22 protein-coding genes and 1 other annotated feature are annotated in these 20,056 nt (G+C 40.5%); of the genes, 9 read left to right on the top strand and 13 right to left on the bottom strand.

Annotated elements, in window-relative coordinates; translation table 11 throughout:
• Window positions 1-108 precede the first annotated feature (108 nt).
• The 3 genes from tnpB to GSM42_RS03360 all read left to right on the top strand — a co-directional run bounded on the left by tnpB (window position 109) and on the right by GSM42_RS03360 (window position 2,980).
• Window positions 109-1,236, top strand: coding sequence for an IS200/IS605 family element RNA-guided endonuclease TnpB (gene tnpB, locus GSM42_RS03370; protein ID WP_160800028.1), 1,128 nt, complete (start codon window positions 109-111; stop codon window positions 1,234-1,236).
• Between the two features lie 333 nt (window positions 1,237-1,569).
• The gene (locus GSM42_RS03365; protein WP_160800026.1) at window positions 1,570-2,439 is read left to right on the top strand and encodes a cation diffusion facilitator family transporter; all 870 of its coding nucleotides are present in this window, start codon (window positions 1,570-1,572) and stop codon (window positions 2,437-2,439) included.
• A 19-nt stretch (window positions 2,440-2,458) separates the two neighbouring features.
• Window positions 2,459-2,980 (top strand): GrpB family protein, encoded by a 522-nt coding sequence (locus tag GSM42_RS03360; RefSeq protein ID WP_160800023.1) that lies wholly within the window; start codon window positions 2,459-2,461, stop codon window positions 2,978-2,980.
• Between the two features lie 25 nt (window positions 2,981-3,005).
• Here the strand turns inward: GSM42_RS03360 and GSM42_RS03355 are convergent, their stop codons facing one another.
• Entirely contained in the window at window positions 3,006-3,452 is a 447-nt protein-coding gene (locus GSM42_RS03355; protein WP_160800021.1) for a hypothetical protein, read from the bottom strand.
• A gap of 355 nt (window positions 3,453-3,807) precedes the next feature.
• Entirely contained in the window at window positions 3,808-4,428 is a 621-nt protein-coding gene (locus tag GSM42_RS03350; RefSeq protein ID WP_237446455.1) for a class D sortase, read from the bottom strand.
• A 300-nt stretch (window positions 4,429-4,728) separates the two neighbouring features.
• Here GSM42_RS03350 and hprK point away from each other — a divergent pair, with 300 nt between their 5' ends.
• Window positions 4,729-5,655, top strand: coding sequence for an HPr(Ser) kinase/phosphatase (hprK, locus tag GSM42_RS03345; RefSeq protein WP_160800018.1), 927 nt, complete (start codon window positions 4,729-4,731; stop codon window positions 5,653-5,655).
• 3 nt (window positions 5,656-5,658) lie between these two features.
• On the opposite strand, the gene GSM42_RS03340 is transcribed toward hprK, so the two are convergent.
• Window positions 5,659-5,877 carry a hypothetical protein gene (locus tag GSM42_RS03340; protein ID WP_160800016.1) on the bottom strand — a complete coding sequence of 73 codons (219 nt, stop codon included), beginning with the start codon at window positions 5,875-5,877 and terminating at the stop codon, window positions 5,659-5,661.
• Window positions 5,878-6,059: 182 nt separating this feature from the next.
• On the opposite strand from GSM42_RS03340, the gene lgt reads away from it, so the two are divergent.
• The 3 genes from lgt (at window position 6,060) to GSM42_RS03325 (ending at window position 7,843) form a co-directional block, all read left to right on the top strand.
• Window positions 6,060-6,983, top strand: a complete 924-nt coding sequence (lgt, locus tag GSM42_RS03335) for a prolipoprotein diacylglyceryl transferase (protein ID WP_160800013.1) — start codon at window positions 6,060-6,062, stop codon at window positions 6,981-6,983.
• 46 nt (window positions 6,984-7,029) lie between these two features.
• Window positions 7,030-7,458 (top strand): acyltransferase, encoded by a 429-nt coding sequence (locus GSM42_RS03330; RefSeq protein WP_160800011.1) that lies wholly within the window; start codon window positions 7,030-7,032, stop codon window positions 7,456-7,458.
• Window positions 7,459-7,624: 166 nt separating this feature from the next.
• A complete protein-coding gene (locus tag GSM42_RS03325) occupies window positions 7,625-7,843 on the top strand; it encodes a hypothetical protein (RefSeq protein WP_160800008.1) in 219 nt (72 codons plus the stop codon).
• 107 nt (window positions 7,844-7,950) lie between these two features.
• Here the strand turns inward: GSM42_RS03325 and GSM42_RS03320 are convergent, their stop codons facing one another.
• The 7 genes from GSM42_RS03320 to GSM42_RS03290 all read right to left on the bottom strand — a co-directional run bounded on the left by GSM42_RS03320 (window position 7,951) and on the right by GSM42_RS03290 (window position 15,870).
• Complete coding sequence (locus GSM42_RS03320) at window positions 7,951-9,198, bottom strand: glutamate-5-semialdehyde dehydrogenase (RefSeq protein ID WP_202404760.1); 1,248 nt, start codon at window positions 9,196-9,198, stop codon at window positions 7,951-7,953.
• 14 nt (window positions 9,199-9,212) lie between these two features.
• Window positions 9,213-10,286, bottom strand: coding sequence for a glutamate 5-kinase (gene proB, locus GSM42_RS03315; protein WP_338055224.1), 1,074 nt, complete (start codon window positions 10,284-10,286; stop codon window positions 9,213-9,215).
• A gap of 118 nt (window positions 10,287-10,404) precedes the next feature.
• Window positions 10,405-10,620, bottom strand: a binding site (T-box leader).
• A gap of 38 nt (window positions 10,621-10,658) precedes the next feature.
• Entirely contained in the window at window positions 10,659-11,753 is a 1,095-nt protein-coding gene (locus tag GSM42_RS03310) for a quinone-dependent dihydroorotate dehydrogenase (RefSeq protein ID WP_160800450.1), read from the bottom strand.
• Between the two features lie 425 nt (window positions 11,754-12,178).
• Complete coding sequence (locus GSM42_RS03305; RefSeq protein ID WP_160800005.1) at window positions 12,179-12,730, bottom strand: hypothetical protein; 552 nt, start codon at window positions 12,728-12,730, stop codon at window positions 12,179-12,181.
• 642 nt (window positions 12,731-13,372) lie between these two features.
• Window positions 13,373-14,602 carry a serine hydrolase domain-containing protein gene (locus tag GSM42_RS03300; protein ID WP_160800002.1) on the bottom strand — a complete coding sequence of 410 codons (1,230 nt, stop codon included), beginning with the start codon at window positions 14,600-14,602 and terminating at the stop codon, window positions 13,373-13,375.
• A 224-nt stretch (window positions 14,603-14,826) separates the two neighbouring features.
• Window positions 14,827-15,192 carry a DUF1048 domain-containing protein gene (locus tag GSM42_RS03295; RefSeq protein WP_160800000.1) on the bottom strand — a complete coding sequence of 122 codons (366 nt, stop codon included), beginning with the start codon at window positions 15,190-15,192 and terminating at the stop codon, window positions 14,827-14,829.
• Window positions 15,193-15,537: 345 nt separating this feature from the next.
• Entirely contained in the window at window positions 15,538-15,870 is a 333-nt protein-coding gene (locus GSM42_RS03290) for a PadR family transcriptional regulator (protein ID WP_202404759.1), read from the bottom strand.
• Window positions 15,871-16,177: 307 nt separating this feature from the next.
• Between GSM42_RS03290 and GSM42_RS03285 the strand changes: the two genes are divergently transcribed.
• Entirely contained in the window at window positions 16,178-16,768 is a 591-nt protein-coding gene (locus GSM42_RS03285; RefSeq protein ID WP_160799997.1) for a GNAT family N-acetyltransferase, read from the top strand.
• 354 nt (window positions 16,769-17,122) lie between these two features.
• Here GSM42_RS03285 and GSM42_RS03280 read toward each other — a convergent pair whose 3' ends face one another.
• From GSM42_RS03280 to GSM42_RS03270, 3 genes are read right to left on the bottom strand one after another with little or no spacing between them, the layout of a single operon-like run.
• Window positions 17,123-17,308 carry a hypothetical protein gene (locus tag GSM42_RS03280; RefSeq protein ID WP_237446454.1) on the bottom strand — a complete coding sequence of 62 codons (186 nt, stop codon included), beginning with the start codon at window positions 17,306-17,308 and terminating at the stop codon, window positions 17,123-17,125.
• Window positions 17,305-17,685, bottom strand: a complete 381-nt coding sequence (locus GSM42_RS03275; RefSeq protein ID WP_160799992.1) for a hypothetical protein — start codon at window positions 17,683-17,685, stop codon at window positions 17,305-17,307. The genes GSM42_RS03280 and GSM42_RS03275 overlap by 4 nt, the downstream gene beginning before the upstream one ends.
• The gene (locus GSM42_RS03270; RefSeq protein WP_160799989.1) at window positions 17,642-17,845 is read right to left on the bottom strand and encodes a hypothetical protein; all 204 of its coding nucleotides are present in this window, start codon (window positions 17,843-17,845) and stop codon (window positions 17,642-17,644) included. Before GSM42_RS03270 ends, GSM42_RS03275 begins: the two co-directional genes overlap by 44 nt.
• A 193-nt stretch (window positions 17,846-18,038) precedes the next feature.
• Here GSM42_RS03270 and GSM42_RS03265 point away from each other — a divergent pair, with 193 nt between their 5' ends.
• Complete coding sequence (locus GSM42_RS03265) at window positions 18,039-19,364, top strand: helix-turn-helix domain-containing protein (protein ID WP_160799986.1); 1,326 nt, start codon at window positions 18,039-18,041, stop codon at window positions 19,362-19,364.
• Window positions 19,365-20,056: the final 692 nt, after the last annotated feature.

Below are 20,056 nucleotides of genomic sequence, written 5' to 3'. Positions count from 1 at the left end.
TAAATCGTGGGATGAAAGCAAGCTGGTAGGATAATTTTTGGATATACTTGACAAGTAGCAAACATACGATCTATAATATTCGCAAAATTCCAACAAGGAGGTGATTTCATGCATAAAGCCTTTTCCTACCGTCTTCGACCAACCAAAGCACAGGCAATGCTGATTCACAAATCCATCGGCTGTAGCCGTTTTGTCTTCAATCATTTTCTTGGTGAATGGAACAACATGTATCAAGAAACGGGGAAAGGGCTGACCTATTCCACCTGCTCCCGCGCCCTGACCGAGAAAAAGCGGGAGTTTGTGTGGCTGAAAGAAGTGGATTCCACTTCCCTGCAAAACACACGGAAACATCTGGCGGATGCATTTCAGCGCTTTTTTCAAAAGCAAAACGATGCTCCGCGTTTCAAAAGCAGGAAAAATCAGGTACAAGCGTATACCAGTCAGTGCAGCTACTCCAAAAATAGCAGACCGACCATTGAAATAGATAGAAACAAAATCAAATTGCCCAAATTAGGCTGGGTAAAGTTTGTCCCATCGCGAGCAATAAGTGGTCGTATCCTGTCCGTCACCATTCGTCGTACCTCATCGGGAAAATACAGCATATCCATTCTTTGTGAGGGATGCTACTTGCGATCCATGCCCGCCAGAAAAGAAGCCATTGGCATCGATTTAGGGCTAAAAGATTTTGCCATTTTCGATGATGGAACGAAAACGAAGCCGAACCGATTTTTTCGCCAATACGAACGAAAGCTAGCAAAACTGCAACAAACGATGGCACGAAGAAAAAAAGACGGCTCCAACTGGCACAAAGCCCGTATCCAAGTTGCACGCCTCCATGAAAAAATCACCCATGCCCGCCACGATTTTTTGCATAAACTATCGACGAAACTGGTGTGCGAAAACCAAGTCATCCATATCGAAAGTTTGCAGGTGAAGAACATGGTGAAAAATCAGAAGCTGGCGAAATCAATCACCGATGCTTCTTGGTCGGAGTTTGTTTCGATGTTGGAATACAAAGCGAAAGAATATGGAAGAAAATTGGTGAAAGTAGGAAAATCCTTTCCCTCCAGCCAGCTTTGTTCGTATTGTGGTCATCAAAACAAAGAAGTGAAACAGCTACAGTTGCGTGCATGGACATGCCCCAATTGCAACGAGCACCATGACCGAGATAGCAATGCTGCCAAGAACATTTTGCAAGAAGGTAGAAGATTACTTGCCGTGGGACTCACGGTTTAAGCTTGGTAGACTTCCTTGGAGTACCGAGGATTACCCAAGAATCCCACGGCTTTAGCCGTGTAGAGTTGTCAAAGCAGAGAGGATATCTATCTATCTTTTGAATCAATTCGTTCAATAATCAGATACTAAAAATTTCACCTCATAGATTACTAAGTTTTCCTTTTCTTGATGTTGTATCTTTTTCATTTGGGGAAGGTACCTTTTCTTTTCCTTGACCAACACTTTTTACTCTTTTTCATTTTTTATGATCTAGAAAAAAACGTTTCTCTAGACTCACACAAGAGTTGGCTGTTAGAATGGGATAGCATTTGGGTGAGAGAGGGAGATGGTAAGATGGAGCAAAAGCGCTACGATGATTTGAAAAAAAGTGAAAAGGGCGCAATTATCAGTATTATCGCTTATCTTTTTTTATCTGCCTTTAAATGGAGTGTTGGCTATTTGGCAAATTCCGAAGCTCTTCGAGCAGACGGTCTAAATAATGCAACAGATATTATCGCGTCGGTAGCAGTATTAATTGGACTTCGCTTATCACAAAAACCGGCAGATGACGACCATCCATATGGACATTGGAAAGCAGAAACAGTTTCTTCTTTGATGGCATCTTTCATCATGATGTCAGTTGGAGTTCAAGTATTGTATACAGGTGTAAGTTCTATAATAGACGGGAAAGAAACAGCGCCTAGTTTATTAGCAGCATGGGTGGGGATATTTTGTGCTGTAGTAATGTATGTTGTCTATCGCTATAACAAAAGTTTGGCAGATAAGACAAAAAGTCAAGCTGTGATGGCAGCGGCAAAAGATAATTTATCGGATGCGTATGTGAGTGTAGGAACAGTTATTGGAATTGTATGTTCTCAATTTCACTTACCATGGTTAGATACAGTTACAGCAATTGGAGTAGGTGCATTGATTTGTAAAACAGCTTGGAGTATTTTCCGAGAAACAAGCCATCATCTGATGGATGGTTATGATGAAACACTTATAGAAGAGTATAAAGCAACCATTTTAAACGTAGATGGTGTAACAGATGTCAAGGAAATAAAGGCTAGAAACTATGGAAATAACGCGGTTGTTGATATCGTACTTTGTGTAAATGGCAATTTAGCTATTCATGATGCTCATGATATATCAACAGAAGTAGAAAATGAATTGATTGAAACATATGACATATATGATGTTCATATTCATGTGGAACCTAGCTAATAGATAAGGGAGTAAAAGAGTGAGGAAAGTTGAGGTACAACCATACAACGATCAATGGATTACGAAGTTTGAAGAAGAAGCTGTTCAGCTTCAAAATGTTTTTGGTTCACAGATTCAAAAGATTCACCATATTGGCAGTACTGCTGTAAAAGGACTACAGGCAAAACCTATTATTGATATGATGATTGAAGTTCATGATATCAATCTAATTATTACGTATCATGCTCAGATGATCGCTATAGGGTATAAACCAAAAGGAGAAAACGGGATAGATAAGCGCCGTTATTTTCAAAAAGGTGGAGACAATCGAACACACCACGTCCATATATTTGAAATAGGTAGTCCAGATATAGTGCGTCATCTCGCATTTCGAGATTATTTGCGTACGCATGGAGATATAGCAAAAATGTATGGGGATTTTAAAGAGAGGTTATCCCGTTCTTTTCCTTTTGATAGCAAGTCTTATGGGAAACATAAAGATCCACTGGTAAAGGTAATAGAACGACAAGCTTTAGAATGGTATAGGAAAATGAATGGATAAAATAGAGTCAGCTGTTTCTTTTCGCTTAATATAAATCCCCAAATAACTCTTTTCCGATAAGCTGATAATCAGCTTCCAACTTATATTTACATTCTTTTTTATCATCCACTTTTTTGAATAGGAGTTTACGACCTTCAAATGTCAAGTTTACTTTCATATACTTTGGAACGAATCCAGTGATACTGCTATAAGAACCTGGGTTAAAACCGTATAAATCCCCATCTAAGTGTTCCATACTATATGTAGGAGAATCTATCACTTGTCGGTTTGCATCAAAGGTGGTCAGAGTCGCATTCATACGTTCTGCCATTGTTATACCTGAGTTATACCGTTCTTTACTTATGATAATCTCTTGAGGACAACCGGATTGATAGGACTCCAAAGACCATCTACCATACAGACCAGGAATACTACATGTTGTCAGAAGCATACCAATGAATACTATGATAGCAATAATATTAATTTTTTTCATATAAATTGCTGACAGGATTCATTTTGCTTTTAAAGAACTGTACAGCATTTTCACATCCATTTCGTAGATTCATGTGTACAATAGATCTTGTCTGAGATGGTTTGTCAAATTCAAAGTCAATTTAAAAGATAATACAGTAATAAACGTACAGGTAGGTCATGCCCTGGTAAGGTGACCTCCATAGCCATCAAGCTAAGCAGTTGGCAAACGACTAAACACAAAAAATAAGAAGTTGTTGTTTTTGTTATGGGGATATTTATCTTGCTTTCTTAGCTTGATGGGCATGTACGGTGGCCTTCATGATATGGCACAATAGGTAGACTAACTTTATTTTTTGTTTGTTATAGGAATAAAATTAAACTTCTCCATTATCTTTCTTCACTTCGATTAATTCTGCTCGAATAATGTACCGATCTGGTGCGCTTCCAATGAAATCAAACGGATAACAAGTTGTTAGTGTCAGGACGGGTTTTGCGATCGGGACAATAACAGTGCGGTCATCGGCTTTTGTAACCCATGTTTTCCGAATCTGGTAGGTGTATATATTTCCTTCGAATTTCACATATAAACGGTCTCCGAGTTTTAGTTTACCTGCGCCTCGTAGTACAGTATCTCGGTGCCCGGATAACACTACATGCCCAGTTTCTCCTGGGTTAACAGTACCGTAGCCGATATAGTGACCGATGCCTTTTTTTAGGGAATTATCGTCTGTTCCATGAACGATAGGAAGTATAGCTCCCATTCGAGGGATTACCAGTTCACCCATCTGCCCACTTACTTTTAAATTGGCATTTTTAGTAGGAACACCTTCTGTTAAAGCAGCTTGGGCTTTGCGATCATCCCAGTTCGATGCTACTTTTTTGGAGGCAATTGGATCATAAACAGATCTCCTCAATTGATCCCACCATTGAAAACCATTAAATAAGATGAGAAATAAACCGATAATAATAATGACCCAAGCGAATTTCCGAATCAAGGGGAACACTCCTTTTGATGTAGAAAAACCACGAATAATATACTTTATCTAAATAGGTTTTGTGATTTTATATAATAATTCCTTCTGTGTAACACAATAGACACGTGTTACTTTGTTTTTTTCAGATGTAAACTGGGTCTAAAAACCCCAAAGTTAGCCTTGTTTCGGCATGTCAGTCGATATATTTGTCCAATATGTGATAAGATACCTATTACACTCTAGTTTATCGTCATATAACATATTCTCATATATGAATCAAAATGTATATCTGATGATGTAGCTGAATGGAGCGAGGATTGGATGAGTATAGGCGTAAAGATCGATGAATTGCAAGCAGAATTTAATTTAGAACAAATAAACAAAGATTTACCTCTAGACAAAGTGATCCAAACTAGTGATCTATATCGGCCAGGCTTGGAATTAGCCGGTTTTTTTACCTACTATCCAGTGGATAGATTACAGCTTTTGGGGAAAACAGAACTCTCCTTTATCGATAGCTTATCACCAGATGTGCGTGAAGAGAGAATGAGAAAGATTTGTCATCCAGAAGTACCTGCGATTTGCATCACACGCGGACTTTTCGCGCCAAATGATCTAGTTAATGCCGCAAATGAAGTAGGGGTTCCATTGCTTCGGACATTGACTGCAACAACCAAGTTTGCCGGGAAGGTTACGGATTATTTGGAGCATCGTCTTGCACCTGTATCAACTTTACATGGTGTGTTAGTTGATGTCTATGGGATTGGTGTTTTAATCACAGGTGAGAGTGGAATTGGTAAGAGCGAAGCTGCTTTGGAACTAATTAAAAGAGGTCATATGTTAGTAGCTGATGATGCTGTGCAAATAACACAAGTAACAGAAGGAGAACTATCAGGAACTGCTCCAAACATTATCAAACATTTATTAGAAATTCGCGGCTTAGGAATTATGGATGTGATGATTTTATTTGGGGCTGGTGCGGTGCGCAATAAGAAGAATATCTCATTGGTTGTTCGTTTGGAGACATGGCGTGAAAATTATCCTTATGATCGTTTGGGATTGACAGAGGAAACGATCCGTATCATGGATACCGAGCTTCCAAAATTGACTATACCAGTAAGACCAGGACGAAATGTTGCTGTACTGATCGAAGTAGCTGCAATGAATTTTCGTTCCAAAATATTGGGGTACCATGCAGCAGAACAGTTTGTTACTCGTTTGGAAAATTCCCTTGAGGAGAAAGAATAGGGTTTACATGAATAAAATGATTCTGCCTGCGCGACTAATTTTTGGTTCTTGCCAGTTTGGATAGTAGACGAATTGAATTGGATTTTCGTATAGGCAACCAGGTGTTTGGCAGGTTCCGATTCCATCAGTTGCTAAGACAGAAGTTTTATGACCACACTCCAAACAGTCATAACCTTTTTTTTCATTATCATTTATTTTTGAATAATTTTCTATGTTTAACATGATAATCACCCTCCTTTTACATTGTAACCTATTGTTGCAGCATAGGATTTGTCTATATTGATAAATAATATCTTTTTTATGTATGATATCGGAATACTTGGTATTTCTTTCTCTGATTTTCATTTACAGCCCAATTCCTGTACAATAATCACAGTGAGTTATGTGTTGAAAGGATGGATCGTATGTTGGTGATAGATCCTGTAGCATTTTCCTTTGGACCACTCCAAGTCCATTGGTATGGGATTATAATGGGTACAGCAGCTTTGCTTGGTTTGTACCTTGCGGTTTTGGAGGGAAAACGACAAGGTATTGACACAGATAAGCTTTTGGATATGATGATTTGGGTTTTGCCATCTGCAATTATTGGCGCAAGGCTTTACTATGTCCTTTTTGAGTGGGAATACTATGCTACTCATCCAGAAGATATTTTGGCAGTTTGGCAAGGCGGACTAGCTATTCATGGTGGGTTGATAGCAGCATTTTTAGTAGGTTATTTCTATATTCGCAAGCACAAGCTCTCATTTTTGCAGTTAGCAGATATTGTTGCACCTAGTATTTTATTGGCACAAGCGATAGGCCGTTGGGGTAACTTTATCAATCAAGAAGCACACGGAGGACCAGTAAACACAGCGTTCTTACATAGTCTCCATCTGCCTGACTGGCTCATTAGCCAAATGACCATTGGTGGAGTTACGTATCATCCCACTTTTCTATATGAATCGCTCTGGAATCTAGTAGGATTCGGTCTGTTATTACTCCTTCGTTACGTGGTAATTCCAAAACGCGGAGAGATATTATTTAGCTATTTGATCTGGTATTCGTTAGGTCGTTTCTTTATTGAAGGGTTGCGTACGGATAGTCTTGCATTTAACGGACCAGACTGGTTATCATCCTTTCTCCAGTTGCTATGGACTCCGATGGGGCTTTTGTTCCCCGCAGGTCAATTGACTGGTGGAGATATTCGAATCGCCCAATTGATAAGTATGGTTACGGTATTGGTAGCTGTTGGGGTTGTCATTTGGCGAAGAACGAAAAAAGCGGAAGATACAACCTCAAAACATATAAATTCCCAGACGGTTGCTACTGAGGTGAAGTCCAATAACTAGAAAAACAAAACGATTCCCTGTCACTGGTAGTAATTCTCTGTGGCAAATGTATCGCACTATTTCTTTTTGGAAGGTATTACGGAATACCCTTGTATGTTGGGTTGCCCGTTATCTTCCCTTTTTTCGGTTGAAAAATAGCCTTTATCGAAGGCTGCTAGGGGTTTCAGTCGGGTCGCAAACAGCGATTGCTTTTTTTGTCATGTTTGATTTGCTTTATCCAGAGAAAATAAAGATAGGGAAAAATACAATAATCGGATACAATACTACCATTTTAACGCATGAGTATTTAATAGATGAATATCGCATTGGAGAAGTTTGCATTGGAGATAACGTGATGATCGGGGCGAATACGACGATCCTACCTGGTGTTTCTATCGGAGATGGTGCAGTAGTGGGTGCAGGTTCCATCGTATCGAAAGATGTAGCTGCTCACAGTTTTGTAGCAGGTAACCCTATGAGGGTGATCAGAGAGTAGATTTTATTTATTGTTCGAATTGTTCATTCCAAAGAAGAAAAGTAATATCGCTGCTCCCATTGAGGAAATACAGCTTTTATCAGGAAGACATATTATTTAGAAAAGTATTTTATGTTAATATAATCATAAGTGGCAACCGCTACTTTCCAACTACACGGAGGTTCTCATGGCGGACAAGCAGAAGCTGGCTGAGCAGGTCGTCGCTGCGCTGATCGCGGCTGACCCCAACAATCTGAATTCGCAGGAGCTTGCCCTTCAGCGGAAGGCGACGGACAGTAAGGACCCGAGCAAGAAGCAGAGTGTCATCTCGTTCTATGCAGGTTCTTTCTACAAGGAGAAGAAGCTGCAGGAGCTTCGGGAGAAGTTCGCTAGGATGAAGAAGTAATCCTTCCTCATCCAACGTCCCTGAGAACAAAGGTCCCGCTTGTCCAAGTGGGGCCGAAGGATAAAATGCACGATCACATAAAAAAGACGTATCCAGCTGGATACGTCTTATTCTCTTATCTGTCCATCTCCATGAATCAAATATTTGTAGCTGGTCATTTCTATTAATCCCATTGGTCCTCTTGCATGCAGCTTTTGGGTGGAGATGCCGATCTCTGCACCGAAGCCAAATTCAAATCCATCCGTAAATCGAGTAGAAGCATTGTGATAAACAGCTGCAGCATCTACTTCTGTGAGAAATTGTTTTGCAGTAGATTCGTTGGTGGTAATGATTGCTTCTGAGTGTTTGGTTCCATAGCGGTCAATATGTTCGATGGCTGCTGCAGTATCTTTCACTACTTTTATTGCGAGGATAAGATCGAGAAATTCGGTATCAAAATCTTCGTGACTTGCTGTTTCAATTTCATCGTCTGGAAAAAGAGCTTTTGTTTGTTCACAACCACGGATCGTCACACCATTTTCTTTTAAAACAGGGATAAGGGCAGCTAAAAAGTTCGACGCTATTTTTTCATGTACGAGTAGGGATTCGATAGCATTACATACGGATGGACGTTGTACTTTTGCATTTATTGCGATATCCAGTGCCATCTGGAGGTCGGCATCTTCGTCCACATATACATGGCAGTTGCCTACACCTGTTTCAATCACAGGAACAAGGGAATGTTCCAAAACATATTGGATCAATCCAGCACCACCACGAGGAATGATCAAGTCTACATCATTTTTACTTCGTATGAGATGTTCGATCGTCTGCCTCTCGGTTTGTTGGATAATTTGGATCGCATCCTCTGGTACGTTTGCTTGACTTAGTCCATCACGAAGAGCTTTTACCAGTGCGATATTGGTATTTATTGCTTCTTTCCCACCCCGTAAGATGACGGCGTTGCCAGTCTTTAAGGTTAGACCAGCAGCATCAACTGTTACATTGGGACGTGACTCATAAATGATACCAATGACACCAAAAGGAACACGTACTTGTTCTATTTGTAATCCATTGGGACGGGTGACAGTTTGGATGGTTTCCCCTACTGGGTCTTGTAGTTCTGCTATCTGTTCTAAACCCGTTATCATGCCCTGAATACGTGCTTCATCTAAACGTAATCGGTCTAATTTTGACTCTGTTAAACCTTGTTTCCTACTCGCTTCCAAATCCTTTTCATTTGCACTCAATATTTCTTTTCTCTGTTGCCATAATACACTGCCAATATGGCGAATGGCTTTGTTTTTGTCATCACTAGATAGATGGACGAGTTGTCGGGATGCTATTTTTGCTTGTCTAGTTAGCTGTTCGAGCAAGTGGATACACTCCTTTAGTTAGGTAATAAAACGAGTTGATCACGGTGAATCACTTCTGGTAATAAGGGGAGAGGTTCTCCTTCGTGCCTTTTGTATAAAAGTTTGTCAATATCACGTTTGGAAAGATGGATAATGCCTTTGCCGATGGTCGTTTCCTTGTGCTGGATCTTCACGACGGAGCCTTCCAAAAATTCACCTGTTGTAGAAATAATTCCTGCCAATAATAAGCTTGAGTTTCCTTGTGTCAATGCTACATATGCACCAGTATCCACGATTACACTTCCTTCCGCTCTTGTCCCATAGGCAATCCATGGTTTTTTCTTTTTCAACGGAGTATCAGCAATGAAGTGTGTTCCAATTGATTTACCAGTGATGATGTGTTGCAAGATATCTGGATGACTGCTATTTGCAATTCGCACATCAACACCAGATTGGGTTGCGATCTGAGCTGCTTGTAACTTGGTTTTCATTCCACCTGTACCAACAGAAGTACCATTTCCACCTGCTATTTCCCAAAGCTCTGGTGTAATAAGTTTAATTTCTTGGAGTAGTTTTGCTTCTCTGTTTGTTCTGGGATTTGCAGTGTACAGGCCGTCGATGTCGGATAGCATCACATAGAGATTGGCTGCTGCAACTAAGGAAACTAGTGCACCAAGCGTATCATTATCTCCAAAGCGAATCTCATCGACAGCTACTGTGTCATTTTCATTGACAATAGGGATAATTCCATGATGCAAAAGGGGTTCTATGGTGTTGCGAATATGAATAAACCGTTTTCGATCTTCAATATCAGATCGAGTGAGTAACAATTGGGCTACAGGGATGCCTTGATTTGCAAAACTAGCTTGGTAGTGTTGGATTAAGATAGATTGACCTACTGCCGCCGCTGCTTGTTTTTCAGGCATGGTCAAAGTTGTACGATTCCAACCCAAAGCTCCAACTCCAGCAGCAACTGCACCAGATGTAACAAGAATCAGTTGGTATTTCGCTTGTTGGAGAGCTGCGAGTTGTTGTACTAGCGAATCTACTTTCGTTGGACTTAGTGCGCCAGATTCGTCTACTAAACTACTGGAGCCTACCTTTACCACAATCCTTTTCAGAAGGATTCCTCCTTTCTAGCAAATATGGGATAGATTTTCTCTTACCCTGCACATGCAACTAGGTTGGGAAGTAAAACATCTATCAAATAAAAAACCCACTCATCCATAGAAGGACGAATGGGCTCGTGGTACCACCTTCATTGATTTTATATAAGAACATATAAAATCCACTCAACAAGATTGTATCGGTTCACACCGACTCGCTTTTCACGAGTAGCTCTGGAGGCGGGCTCCGTCTGGGAAGTGATAGGATTTTCCAGCCAAGAATCCTACTCTCTAAACACTTCGAATCAGACGTACATCACTCCATCAACGCTTACCGAGATATAGCTATGTTCCATACAATATCGAATTTACAAGTTAGTTGTCAACTGCTTTCGAGCCGACTATTTCATTTAGAGAATGGACTCCCTTTTTTTCTAAGATGGAGACTAATTCCGTATTTATTTGATGAGCAATCGTTGGACCTTCATAGATCATCCCTGTATACACTTGAATTAGATTCGCGCCAGCACATATCTTTTCATATGCATCCGTTCCAGTAAATATACCACCAACTCCAATAATGGGTATGTTTCCTGCTGTGATTTGATAAATATGGCGAATAAAGTCCGTTGATTTTTGGGAAAGTGGTCGTCCACTTAGACCGCCAGTTTCTTGCATATAAGGAGAAGGATGTAAGTTTTCCCGGGAAATAGTGGTGTTTGTAGCAATAATGCCATCAATTCCTGATTTGATTGCGGTATGGACGATATCATTCATTTGCTCAAGTGTCAGATCTGGTGCTATTTTCAAGAGAACGGGACGATAGGAGCTTGTCTCTTTTAATAACTCATCACGAGTAGACAAAACAGAGGTGAGTAATTTTTGCAGGGCATCCACATGCTGTAGATCCCGTAATCCTTCTGTATTTGGAGAACTTACATTTAGGACGAAGTAATCCGCATAATCATAGAGACTCATCAATCCTTGACGGTAATCACTACTTGCTTGTTCGTTGGGAGTATCTTTGTTTTTTCCTAAGTTAATCCCAATAGGAATGTTTGGTCTTTTTAGTGTTTGGAAAGAGTTTTTAGCCTCTTCCAATCCGTGATTGTTAAAACCCATGCGGTTAATGACTGCTTCGTCTTCCACCAAGCGAAAAAGACGAGGTTTTGGATTACCTACTTGGGGACGTGGAGTCAAGGTACCTACTTCCACAAAGCCAAATCCAAAAGCAGCAAGTCCTGGGTAGACATTGGCGTGTTTATCAAATCCAGCTGCAAGTCCCACAGGATTAGGAAAGGTAAGACCACAGACTGTACTTTTTAGCCGATTATCTATCACGGTATATTTTTTTTGCAAAAATTTGCTGACACTCGGTGTGTTTTGCATGATTTGCAAACCATTAATGGTTAGTGTATGAGCTTGTTCTGCATTCATACGAAAGAGAAATTTACGAAGCGATTTGTACAACATAGCAGGCGTCCTTTCTTAAAAACTTTCCACCAGTAGCATACCACAGAATGAAGGGAGACAAGAAAATACTTTCTAGTCGAAAAAAGTGATATATGTATAAGGATTAACTAGTGAAACTCATAAAAAATATCTTGTGTGTTTAGATGGGTGGTCTTATGTGGGGCTAATATTTAGAATGAATAGGGAATAGAGGAAAAAGCCTTGTTTCTCCTGAATATCGTAGGGAGAATATATTCAAGAAATTATCGTTTTACAGAGAAATCCTCTTTTTCTGATAAAGCAAAGAGGGGGTTTTATATAATTATGAAACAATCCATGTGGAGTTGTAGAAAAAGGTTAATAAAGCGGCGACCGACCTTCAATCCTTTCGAAGGAATAAAGGTCGGTCGTTGTCGCCTAGTCAGGAGCTGAGTGTAAGTTAACTATCGAGCATCTTGGGCAGCTCGCTTAGCGTTCCGTTCCCTGATCTCGGCGTACCCATGGGCCAACTCTATAACCTGCGGGGCAACTGCCTTCGTGCTTTCGTACTGTAAGTTTTCCATGTCCTCGGCGGATGCCTTCAGGAAAGCGATCGGACCTAGTCCATAGTCGTTCCAGTAATCGTGCCACTTTTGAGGAGTTCCACAGCTGCTGATGTCGACCAGATAGCCGTTGGGCGCTTCCACCATGGCGTGGATGAAACCGAGTGCCCAGTTTCCAGGTGTTCCGGTTTTAGACTGGTGGTGCGCTCGCCATTCAGCAACCGTCCGACCATCCCACTCTGCAGCCCATTCAGGGGAGTGATTCCCTTGGGTGCTGGAGAAGGCCCAGACCACAGGCATGTCTGTCAGTTCGGCCATAGCCTGAGCAAAAGCCAGGCACTGCCCCGACTTATAGACACGGATGACATCTTCGTTAATTTCACCCCGGGGGATCATCATCGTCGAGTACATACCGTTGTCGTCGAGGTAGGGCATGCAAGCTACGTCATTCATATACTTTCCTCTGCTCAACCGATATCTAGGTGACAAATCTATCCTAAATATAACACACTCAATTTATGATTCGAAATTAAAAGTTTTGTTTAAAAATGGAAATAGGTAATATCATGATAGGCTGGATTTCTGGTAAGATCCATTCGAGAATACGATACATATTTGATTGAGTCATTTTCGCATAAGGCATTTCGGTTTAGAGAAAAGTAATTTATTTGAGCTATATGCGAAAAGAGGAGGATCTCTTGTCTTGTATCCTTCTTACGAATAGTTAATATTAATAGATAATAAAAAATTTAAGAGTAATAGAATCCAGATATCATTGGAAAAAGAGTGAGAGTTGTAGACAGAAGATATTAGGATACAGAGGATCATTCTATAAATCATGAATTCTTAAGAATTATTAGAAGAGAGAAAAGACTATTTCTTGGTATTATCCCCTAATGGTATTGATCTCCTTTATGTATGCAGGGAAAACGGGGTGTTTATTTTTACCTATTATGTGGGGTTTGCAAATATATCATAGCTAGTACCTACCACCTGTATGATTTGATCATCAAGCTGTGTTTTGAAAAAAAGACCGATATCTATTTCGGATCGGTCTTTTTTAACATTGATTGTTGTAGGCTAAGAGGATCGGTATTAATCTTCGATTGCCTGGTAGACCATGGTCCAGAAGTCGTGGATAAGCCGTGCTGAATCTGGAGTGGACATCCCAACCTGAGTGAGCAGGAGTCCGGTAAGCTGTTTGTCCGGGTCGGCGTAAGCCGAAGTGCCGCTTCCGCCATCCCAGCCGAACTGACCGATGGACGCGTAGTCTCCGCGGTAGGTGCGCACTGCCATCCCGAATCCCCAGCCGCCGTGCTGCCCTTGACCGTGTGACAAATGGACGTTATTTTTGGCCAATTCGTCTCGGAATGCTTGTTGTTCGGGAGTGAGGCGGTTGGTGGTCATCAACTGGACTGCGGGGCGGGACAGGATTCGTTTGTTCCCGTGTATCCCTTGGTTCAGCAGCATTTGCAAATACGCGTGATAATCGTCGACGGTGGAGAGCAGCCCGCCACCGCCAGCTTGGAATGCTCGAGGTTTGCTATAGCGTCCGCCTGCGGCTTCGTCCCACACGTTAAGCTCTCCAGTCTGGGGATCAGGTATATAAGCAGGAGGCAGCCTGTGAATCTTGCTCTCGGGCACGTAAAAGCCGGTGTCCTTCATCCCCAGCGGATCGAGAATGCGTTCACGCAGGAACGTTTCGAACGTCTGACCTGTGACCCTCGCAACAAGTACTCCAAGCACTTCGTTGCTGAGGTGGTACTGCCATCGTTCTCCGGGCTGGTAGATCAGCGGTAGTGTGCTCAGGCGGCGCATATACTCATCCGGATCGGGCAAATCCTGCCCTGGCGTGTCGAATAGCCCACTCCCGAAGAACGCATTCATGATTGGGGAGCCCAGCAACGAATGATCCACTCCGAGTCCGAACGTAGAGGTCAACAGGTCCCGTACAGTGATGGGACGACGTGCGGGCACGGTTTCGTCCAGCGGACCGTCTGGTCGTTTCAGTACCTGACGGTTAGCGAGTTCGGGCAGCCAGGTGTCTACTGGGTCATCCAAATGCAGCTTGCACTCATCGAGTAGGACCATTACCGGTGCGACTGCGAGAATCTTGGAAGTGGACGCCATTCGGAAGATCGTGTCCCGGCGCATCGGCGCCCCTCCATCATGTCTCATCGTGCCAAGCGCTTCGACGTGTGTCTCCCCGTTCCGGCTTACTAATGCGACGAACCCGGGAATCTTTCCGGAATCAACATGTCGTGCCAGCACCTCACGCATTTTGCGCAGCCCTGTTTCGGAGAAGCCTTTGTTGTTTTGTGTCATTATGAATTTCTCCTTTTTATCGTAATTTTCTGTTTAATTATGCTGTTTTCTTTTGCGTTGGATTTCTCTCTATACTTTTTTCAAGTCCGATTGTTTCAGCTTGTTATTCATGCTGGGAAATCTATGTTCGATGTATCAAATAATTTTTTCTCTTTTGAACCAATCACTGATAACACTTTTAGTATCGCTTTTTACTCTGTTGCTTCAAAAGTAACGATTCTTTCCTACTGTTTTTTACCAAGTTTTTTACGAATGTTTTCGCTCAATTGTTCTTTTCTTTTCCCGATCCAGGTTTGCCCTTGAAGCTCATGCAACAGGTCATCGCAAAAACCTCCCACATCCTGTCCCACTACATCCATCACATCCATTCCCTCTTGTGCGTTTGTTTCAAAAAATTCCAGTATATCTTTTAGCATACTAAACATGACCATAGCAGAGTCATGGTTGGATGCAGAACTCCATAAGAAATTCTCAATCTCTTCCATCACAATCTGATAATCTTTTGGCAAATCACCAATCCGTTTTTTGTAATTTCTATATTCTGCTTTTTCTTGTTTCCATCTTTTAAAGGTCGCAAAAATATTTTCCATTCTAATTCTCCTTTTATTCATTCATTTTTAGATGAGATAAAATTCCATTTACACCAAAAGGTTTGAAGTTGATTTCTTTCGGGGCGGTCAGATTTTACAATGTGAGCACCTTTCTACTCTGTAACACTTAGTACTTCTACATAATAATACTAAGTAGATGATACTGTCAATAGTCTGATTTATTTTTTTTGAAAGGGTTGCATATGTGATTTCGTTATTTTTCTTTTCTAAGCTTTTTGTGTATGGCTGAGCTCAGTTGTTTTTTGCCCCGCCTATATCCTTTGTCTGTTTTTATAATCTTAATACTCGGCTTTTTCCTGTTTGCATTTTTCTATCGAAAACATATTATTGTCCACTATAACTCTTCTTTAATTCATTCATTTTTGATGCGATAAAATCCCATTTAAGCCAAAAGGATTGGAGTTGATTTTGTCCCGCAGTGTTCAGTGTGTAGAATTTCCGTGGTGGTCCCATTTCCGAAGGCTTCTTCTGAATTTCGACTAGCTTCTTTTTTTCCAGTCTGAGCAATATCGTATATACTGTCCCTTCGACAACATCTTCAAAGCCTAAGGAATTCAACTTTTTCACGATCTCGTAGCCATACGTTTCTTTACGGCTGATGATTTCTAGGACACACCCCTCTAGAACTCCCTTTAGCATCTCTGTCAAATTTTCCAAAACGAGCACCTCTCTACTTAGTATAACTGAATACTTCTACATAATATTACCAAGTAGATGACAGTGTCAATACTTTGATTCATTTTTTTCTGGAAACGAGTGGAGTAGAAGGTCATTCTGGGAGAACGATAGAAATTGCGCATATTGGAACAAAGTTTGCGTAACGAGCGAATGGAAAGATATATGTTTTTGGGTGGTTGATTTTGCAACTATCTTAGGTTTTTCTATACCTTATAACACATTTTAAGTCTGTGATATATAATATTATTTGCAAAAAATTCAGCACTCTTTATAAACGGAGTTACTAGTGAACAAGCTGAAGCTTCCTACGGGCAAACAGTTCCTGAATGGAGAACTTGTCCTCCACACCAACAACGGTTATACCCTCATTCCATATTCACTCAACCGGGTGAATGATTTTTACGGTTCTCTTGGGCATTCGAAGCTCTGGTATCCTTACTACAGGGGCAATGCAGTCATTGACAGTATCGCGAGGGCGAAGGATCATCTGGAACGGAGGATCGATGAGTGCCAGAACGGCAACAGGTTTCCATGGATGATTGCAGATGAGAATGATCAGATCGTGGGCATGATCTCGCTTATGGACATCTCTTCTTTTCACAATCATGCTACAATCAGTCGAATTGCTGTCAGTCCCGATTTTCAGAAGAAGGGAATTGCCTGTGCTGCGATACATGCGGTGATGAAGTGGGCCTTTGAGGAGGCTGGATTTCATCGACTAGAAGCGGATGTCTCCATGAAGAACCACGCATCTCGTCGTTGTTTCGAGAAACTGGGATTCGCACGTGAAGGTGTTCGCAAGGAGGATATGTGGTGTGCGGATGGTTGGCATGACATGGCGATCTACGGAATGACCGAAGGAATGTTTACTGGATAACTGCCCATAAGAGTGATCTCCCCCTTCAGATCTATTAAGTCTGAAGAGGGAGGCACAAAAATACAATTATACTTTTTTTGTATTTTCTATTATTCTGCATGCCTGAAGAACAAATAGGCAAAATAAACAAAAAGATACACTATATGATTCATGGGATATCGAAACCGTGGGGTTCACGGGGTTAGCTTAGTAAGGAAATGGTCATGAGGCTACCGTCCTAAGAATCCCCCGTATTCATACGTGGGGAGTAGTCAAAAGGGAGATGTTTTTGAATAAAATCGTGAGAGATTCTGGGGAAATAGTAAGGGACTGTTATAAATAAACAGTCCCTTATTTATTAGCGATTATATTGATTTACACCATGTTTCCTAAATGTACTTCCAAAGAATTACTTGGAGTTGCAAATATATCATAGCTCGTACCTTTCACTTCTACGATATGAATATCAATCTGCGTTTCAACCGCATGTAAAAGTTCCAGTGTGATAGTTCCGTTTTCTGTTTCTAAGGTTACATATGTAATTTTTGTTGTCTCCATCAACTGGTTATCCCTCCTTCTTGTAAGTCAGCTAGTAATTGTTCTATGTACTGCTCCATTTGATGAATTTTTTCTAGATCAAAAGTAGCGATATCTCGGATCATCGAAGTGTGAAGGTCTTTGACTTCTTGAATTTCTTTGGTACGGATAAAAGCACATAGTTCTTCTATTCGATAGTCAGTTAGCTGGATCGATTTTGTACGTTGGGGAGACACTGCACCTCCAGTTTGATAGAGGGAGTAGATTGACTCAATGAGCGAATAGCGAGAAGTTGCCAAGCGAAAATGATCCATGCGGGTAACATAATCATCGTGTTCGCAGCTATAGACCAAATACCTAGCTAATTCTTTTCCTACCAGCTTCATCTGTGTCAGCTCCACCAGCTTCCCTCCCAGCAAAAACAAATTCTACTAGACCCCCCTCTGGAGAAAATAAATATTTAGCTCGAGAATAAAAAACATACCGTTCGTCCTTGCGAATATAGTGAATAAAATCACGAACTACTTTGCTGTCTCCTTCGATTTTTAACGTCAAATTCATGTCTATCTCCTTTGCTTGCTCGATAAGCAAATTTCATAATTTCTTGGCTTTATTTTAATATGGGTATCATATTTTTACTAATCCGAAATTTTTGATAAAGATACGGTTGACTTCCTAATTTTCACAATGTTATACCTATAATTGGGAGAATAAACAGTAGATAATGATATTTCTACCGTAGGAGGAATGAGTGTTGGTAGATCTCGTTCGGATTGGTGGGATTTTACGCGCGGAGCGAAGAAAATTAGGGAAGAGTATCGAGCGGCTGGCCGAGGAAATCGCTTTAGGCGGAACGACGATTAGTTTAATTGAACGGGGAATGCCAACAGTTAGTTTAGAAAAATATCAGTATTATGCGGAGACATTAGGCAAAGGAATTTTGTTTGGCATGGTAAATGAAGCAGATAAGAAAATAATTGCTTTGAAAGAACAGTTAGAAGATATTGAGGAAATTTTGCTTGCTAATCCAGAAAAAGCATTTGATGATTTAAAGAAGTTGAATCAAGAGGAACAAATCGAGAGTATTCCGATTTTACAGCCGTTCTTTTATCATATCGAGTCGAAGTATCACCTTAGAAAGAAGGAGTTAGGTTTAGCTCAGGATAGTATTCTACAAGCAATTCGGATCGCTGAAATGCAACCAGAGTTAATGGTCGACAATCTGATATCAAGGTGTTATTTGGACTTAGGTGTAGTTTACTATCATCGTGACCAGTTTTATCAAGCTTTACATTATACTAAAAAAGGCTTGGAATGTTATGTTGAGCACGAAAACCACGGATTTTACTATAGTTTGCTTTTGCTCAATAAAAGCATTTATTTAGAACGGTTGAACTTACTAGAAAAATCTATTCTCTGTCTCGAAGTACTGGAGAACCATCTACAAAATAACCTATCAATTGAAAAGGAATTTCGCATGTCCGTCATTATTCAAATGTATACCATATATGCAAGTGTCTTAAACAAGCTACGCATGAATGAGCGTGCATTGGATCATGCCAAAAAAGGAATCCGGTTAGCAAAGATAAACAAAAGCTATCATTTTTTGTTTACGCTGTGGACACAAACAGCTATTATATATGAAAGTTTAGGCGATTTAGCTAAAGCAGAAAGGTATTATCGAAAGACTCTAGATTTAGAAATTAGTTTACAAGGGAAGGAACATCTTTTTCCTTTTGCATTTGTTAACTTTGCGAAATTATTGATTGGAAAACAACAATGGAAAGATGCGAAACAATTAATCAAACAATCTGTCCAAATTTGCCGAAAAAATAACGATAACTTTCAGCTTGTTCAATCATTGTTAGTTTTTGGGGAATGGTATATCCAACAGGATAAATATAATCAGGCTGTTCCTCTTTGTCTTGAAGCAGAAGCATTAGCAAAGGAATATACCTTTGAGGAACTAGTGAACAAAAGTATTTCTAGTTTATGTACTTGTTATGATGCATTACAAGATAATGGTAATTTCTTAAAATATGCGACAAAGTTATATCGTATAGAGAGAGGGGTTAGTTGATATGTATGGTGGTGGAGCTGGTGATCCTGAAATTAGTTAGACAATGAAAAAAACATGGCACAAGTCTTTGTACTTGCTATGATGCATTACAAGATGAAATTAATTTCTTTAAAAATGTGCGACAAAGTTCTACCTCTTAGAGAGAGGAGTTAGCTAATTATGTACGGTGGTGGAGCTGCTGATCCTGCGGGAGACCATTGGCATTTCGTTTCTATTTGATAGTCACAAATATTAGGATGTTTGTGTTTGTTGCTATCTTAAATCGGAATATATTTGCGACAAAGGAACGACAAGGGGGACAGTTCTCTTGTCGTATTCTTCGTATGAAAAATATGATAATAAATAGAATCCAGATATCATGTAAAGAGAGTAAGAGGCTGTAGACAGGAGATATATGTTTAGGATGAAGCGGATCATCATTTTTCTATAAATCGGAATGGTCCAGATATTATTTTTTCAGATATAGTGGGTGAAAAGAACCTTCCCCAACGTCGCTCACGAGTATACGATGTCAGCATTTTGGATCGCACCTTAAACGGAAAAGTTTACGATGTTAGACCACAGAGCTTTGACCTTAGCTAAAAAGCAGTTATAAAACAGTATTTGGCATCATGTGAATTTACGTTCTAGAATACAGGTCAAGAAATAAGTGATGATCTGGGTTCCCACCCAGATCATCCTACCACAGGATA

It is taken from the genome of Shimazuella alba (genome assembly GCF_009831235.1).
In the GTDB taxonomy this organism is placed as follows: domain Bacteria; phylum Bacillota; class Bacilli; order Thermoactinomycetales; family Thermoactinomycetaceae; genus Shimazuella; species Shimazuella alba.
This window is presented reverse-complemented; position numbering and strand designations above follow the sequence as displayed.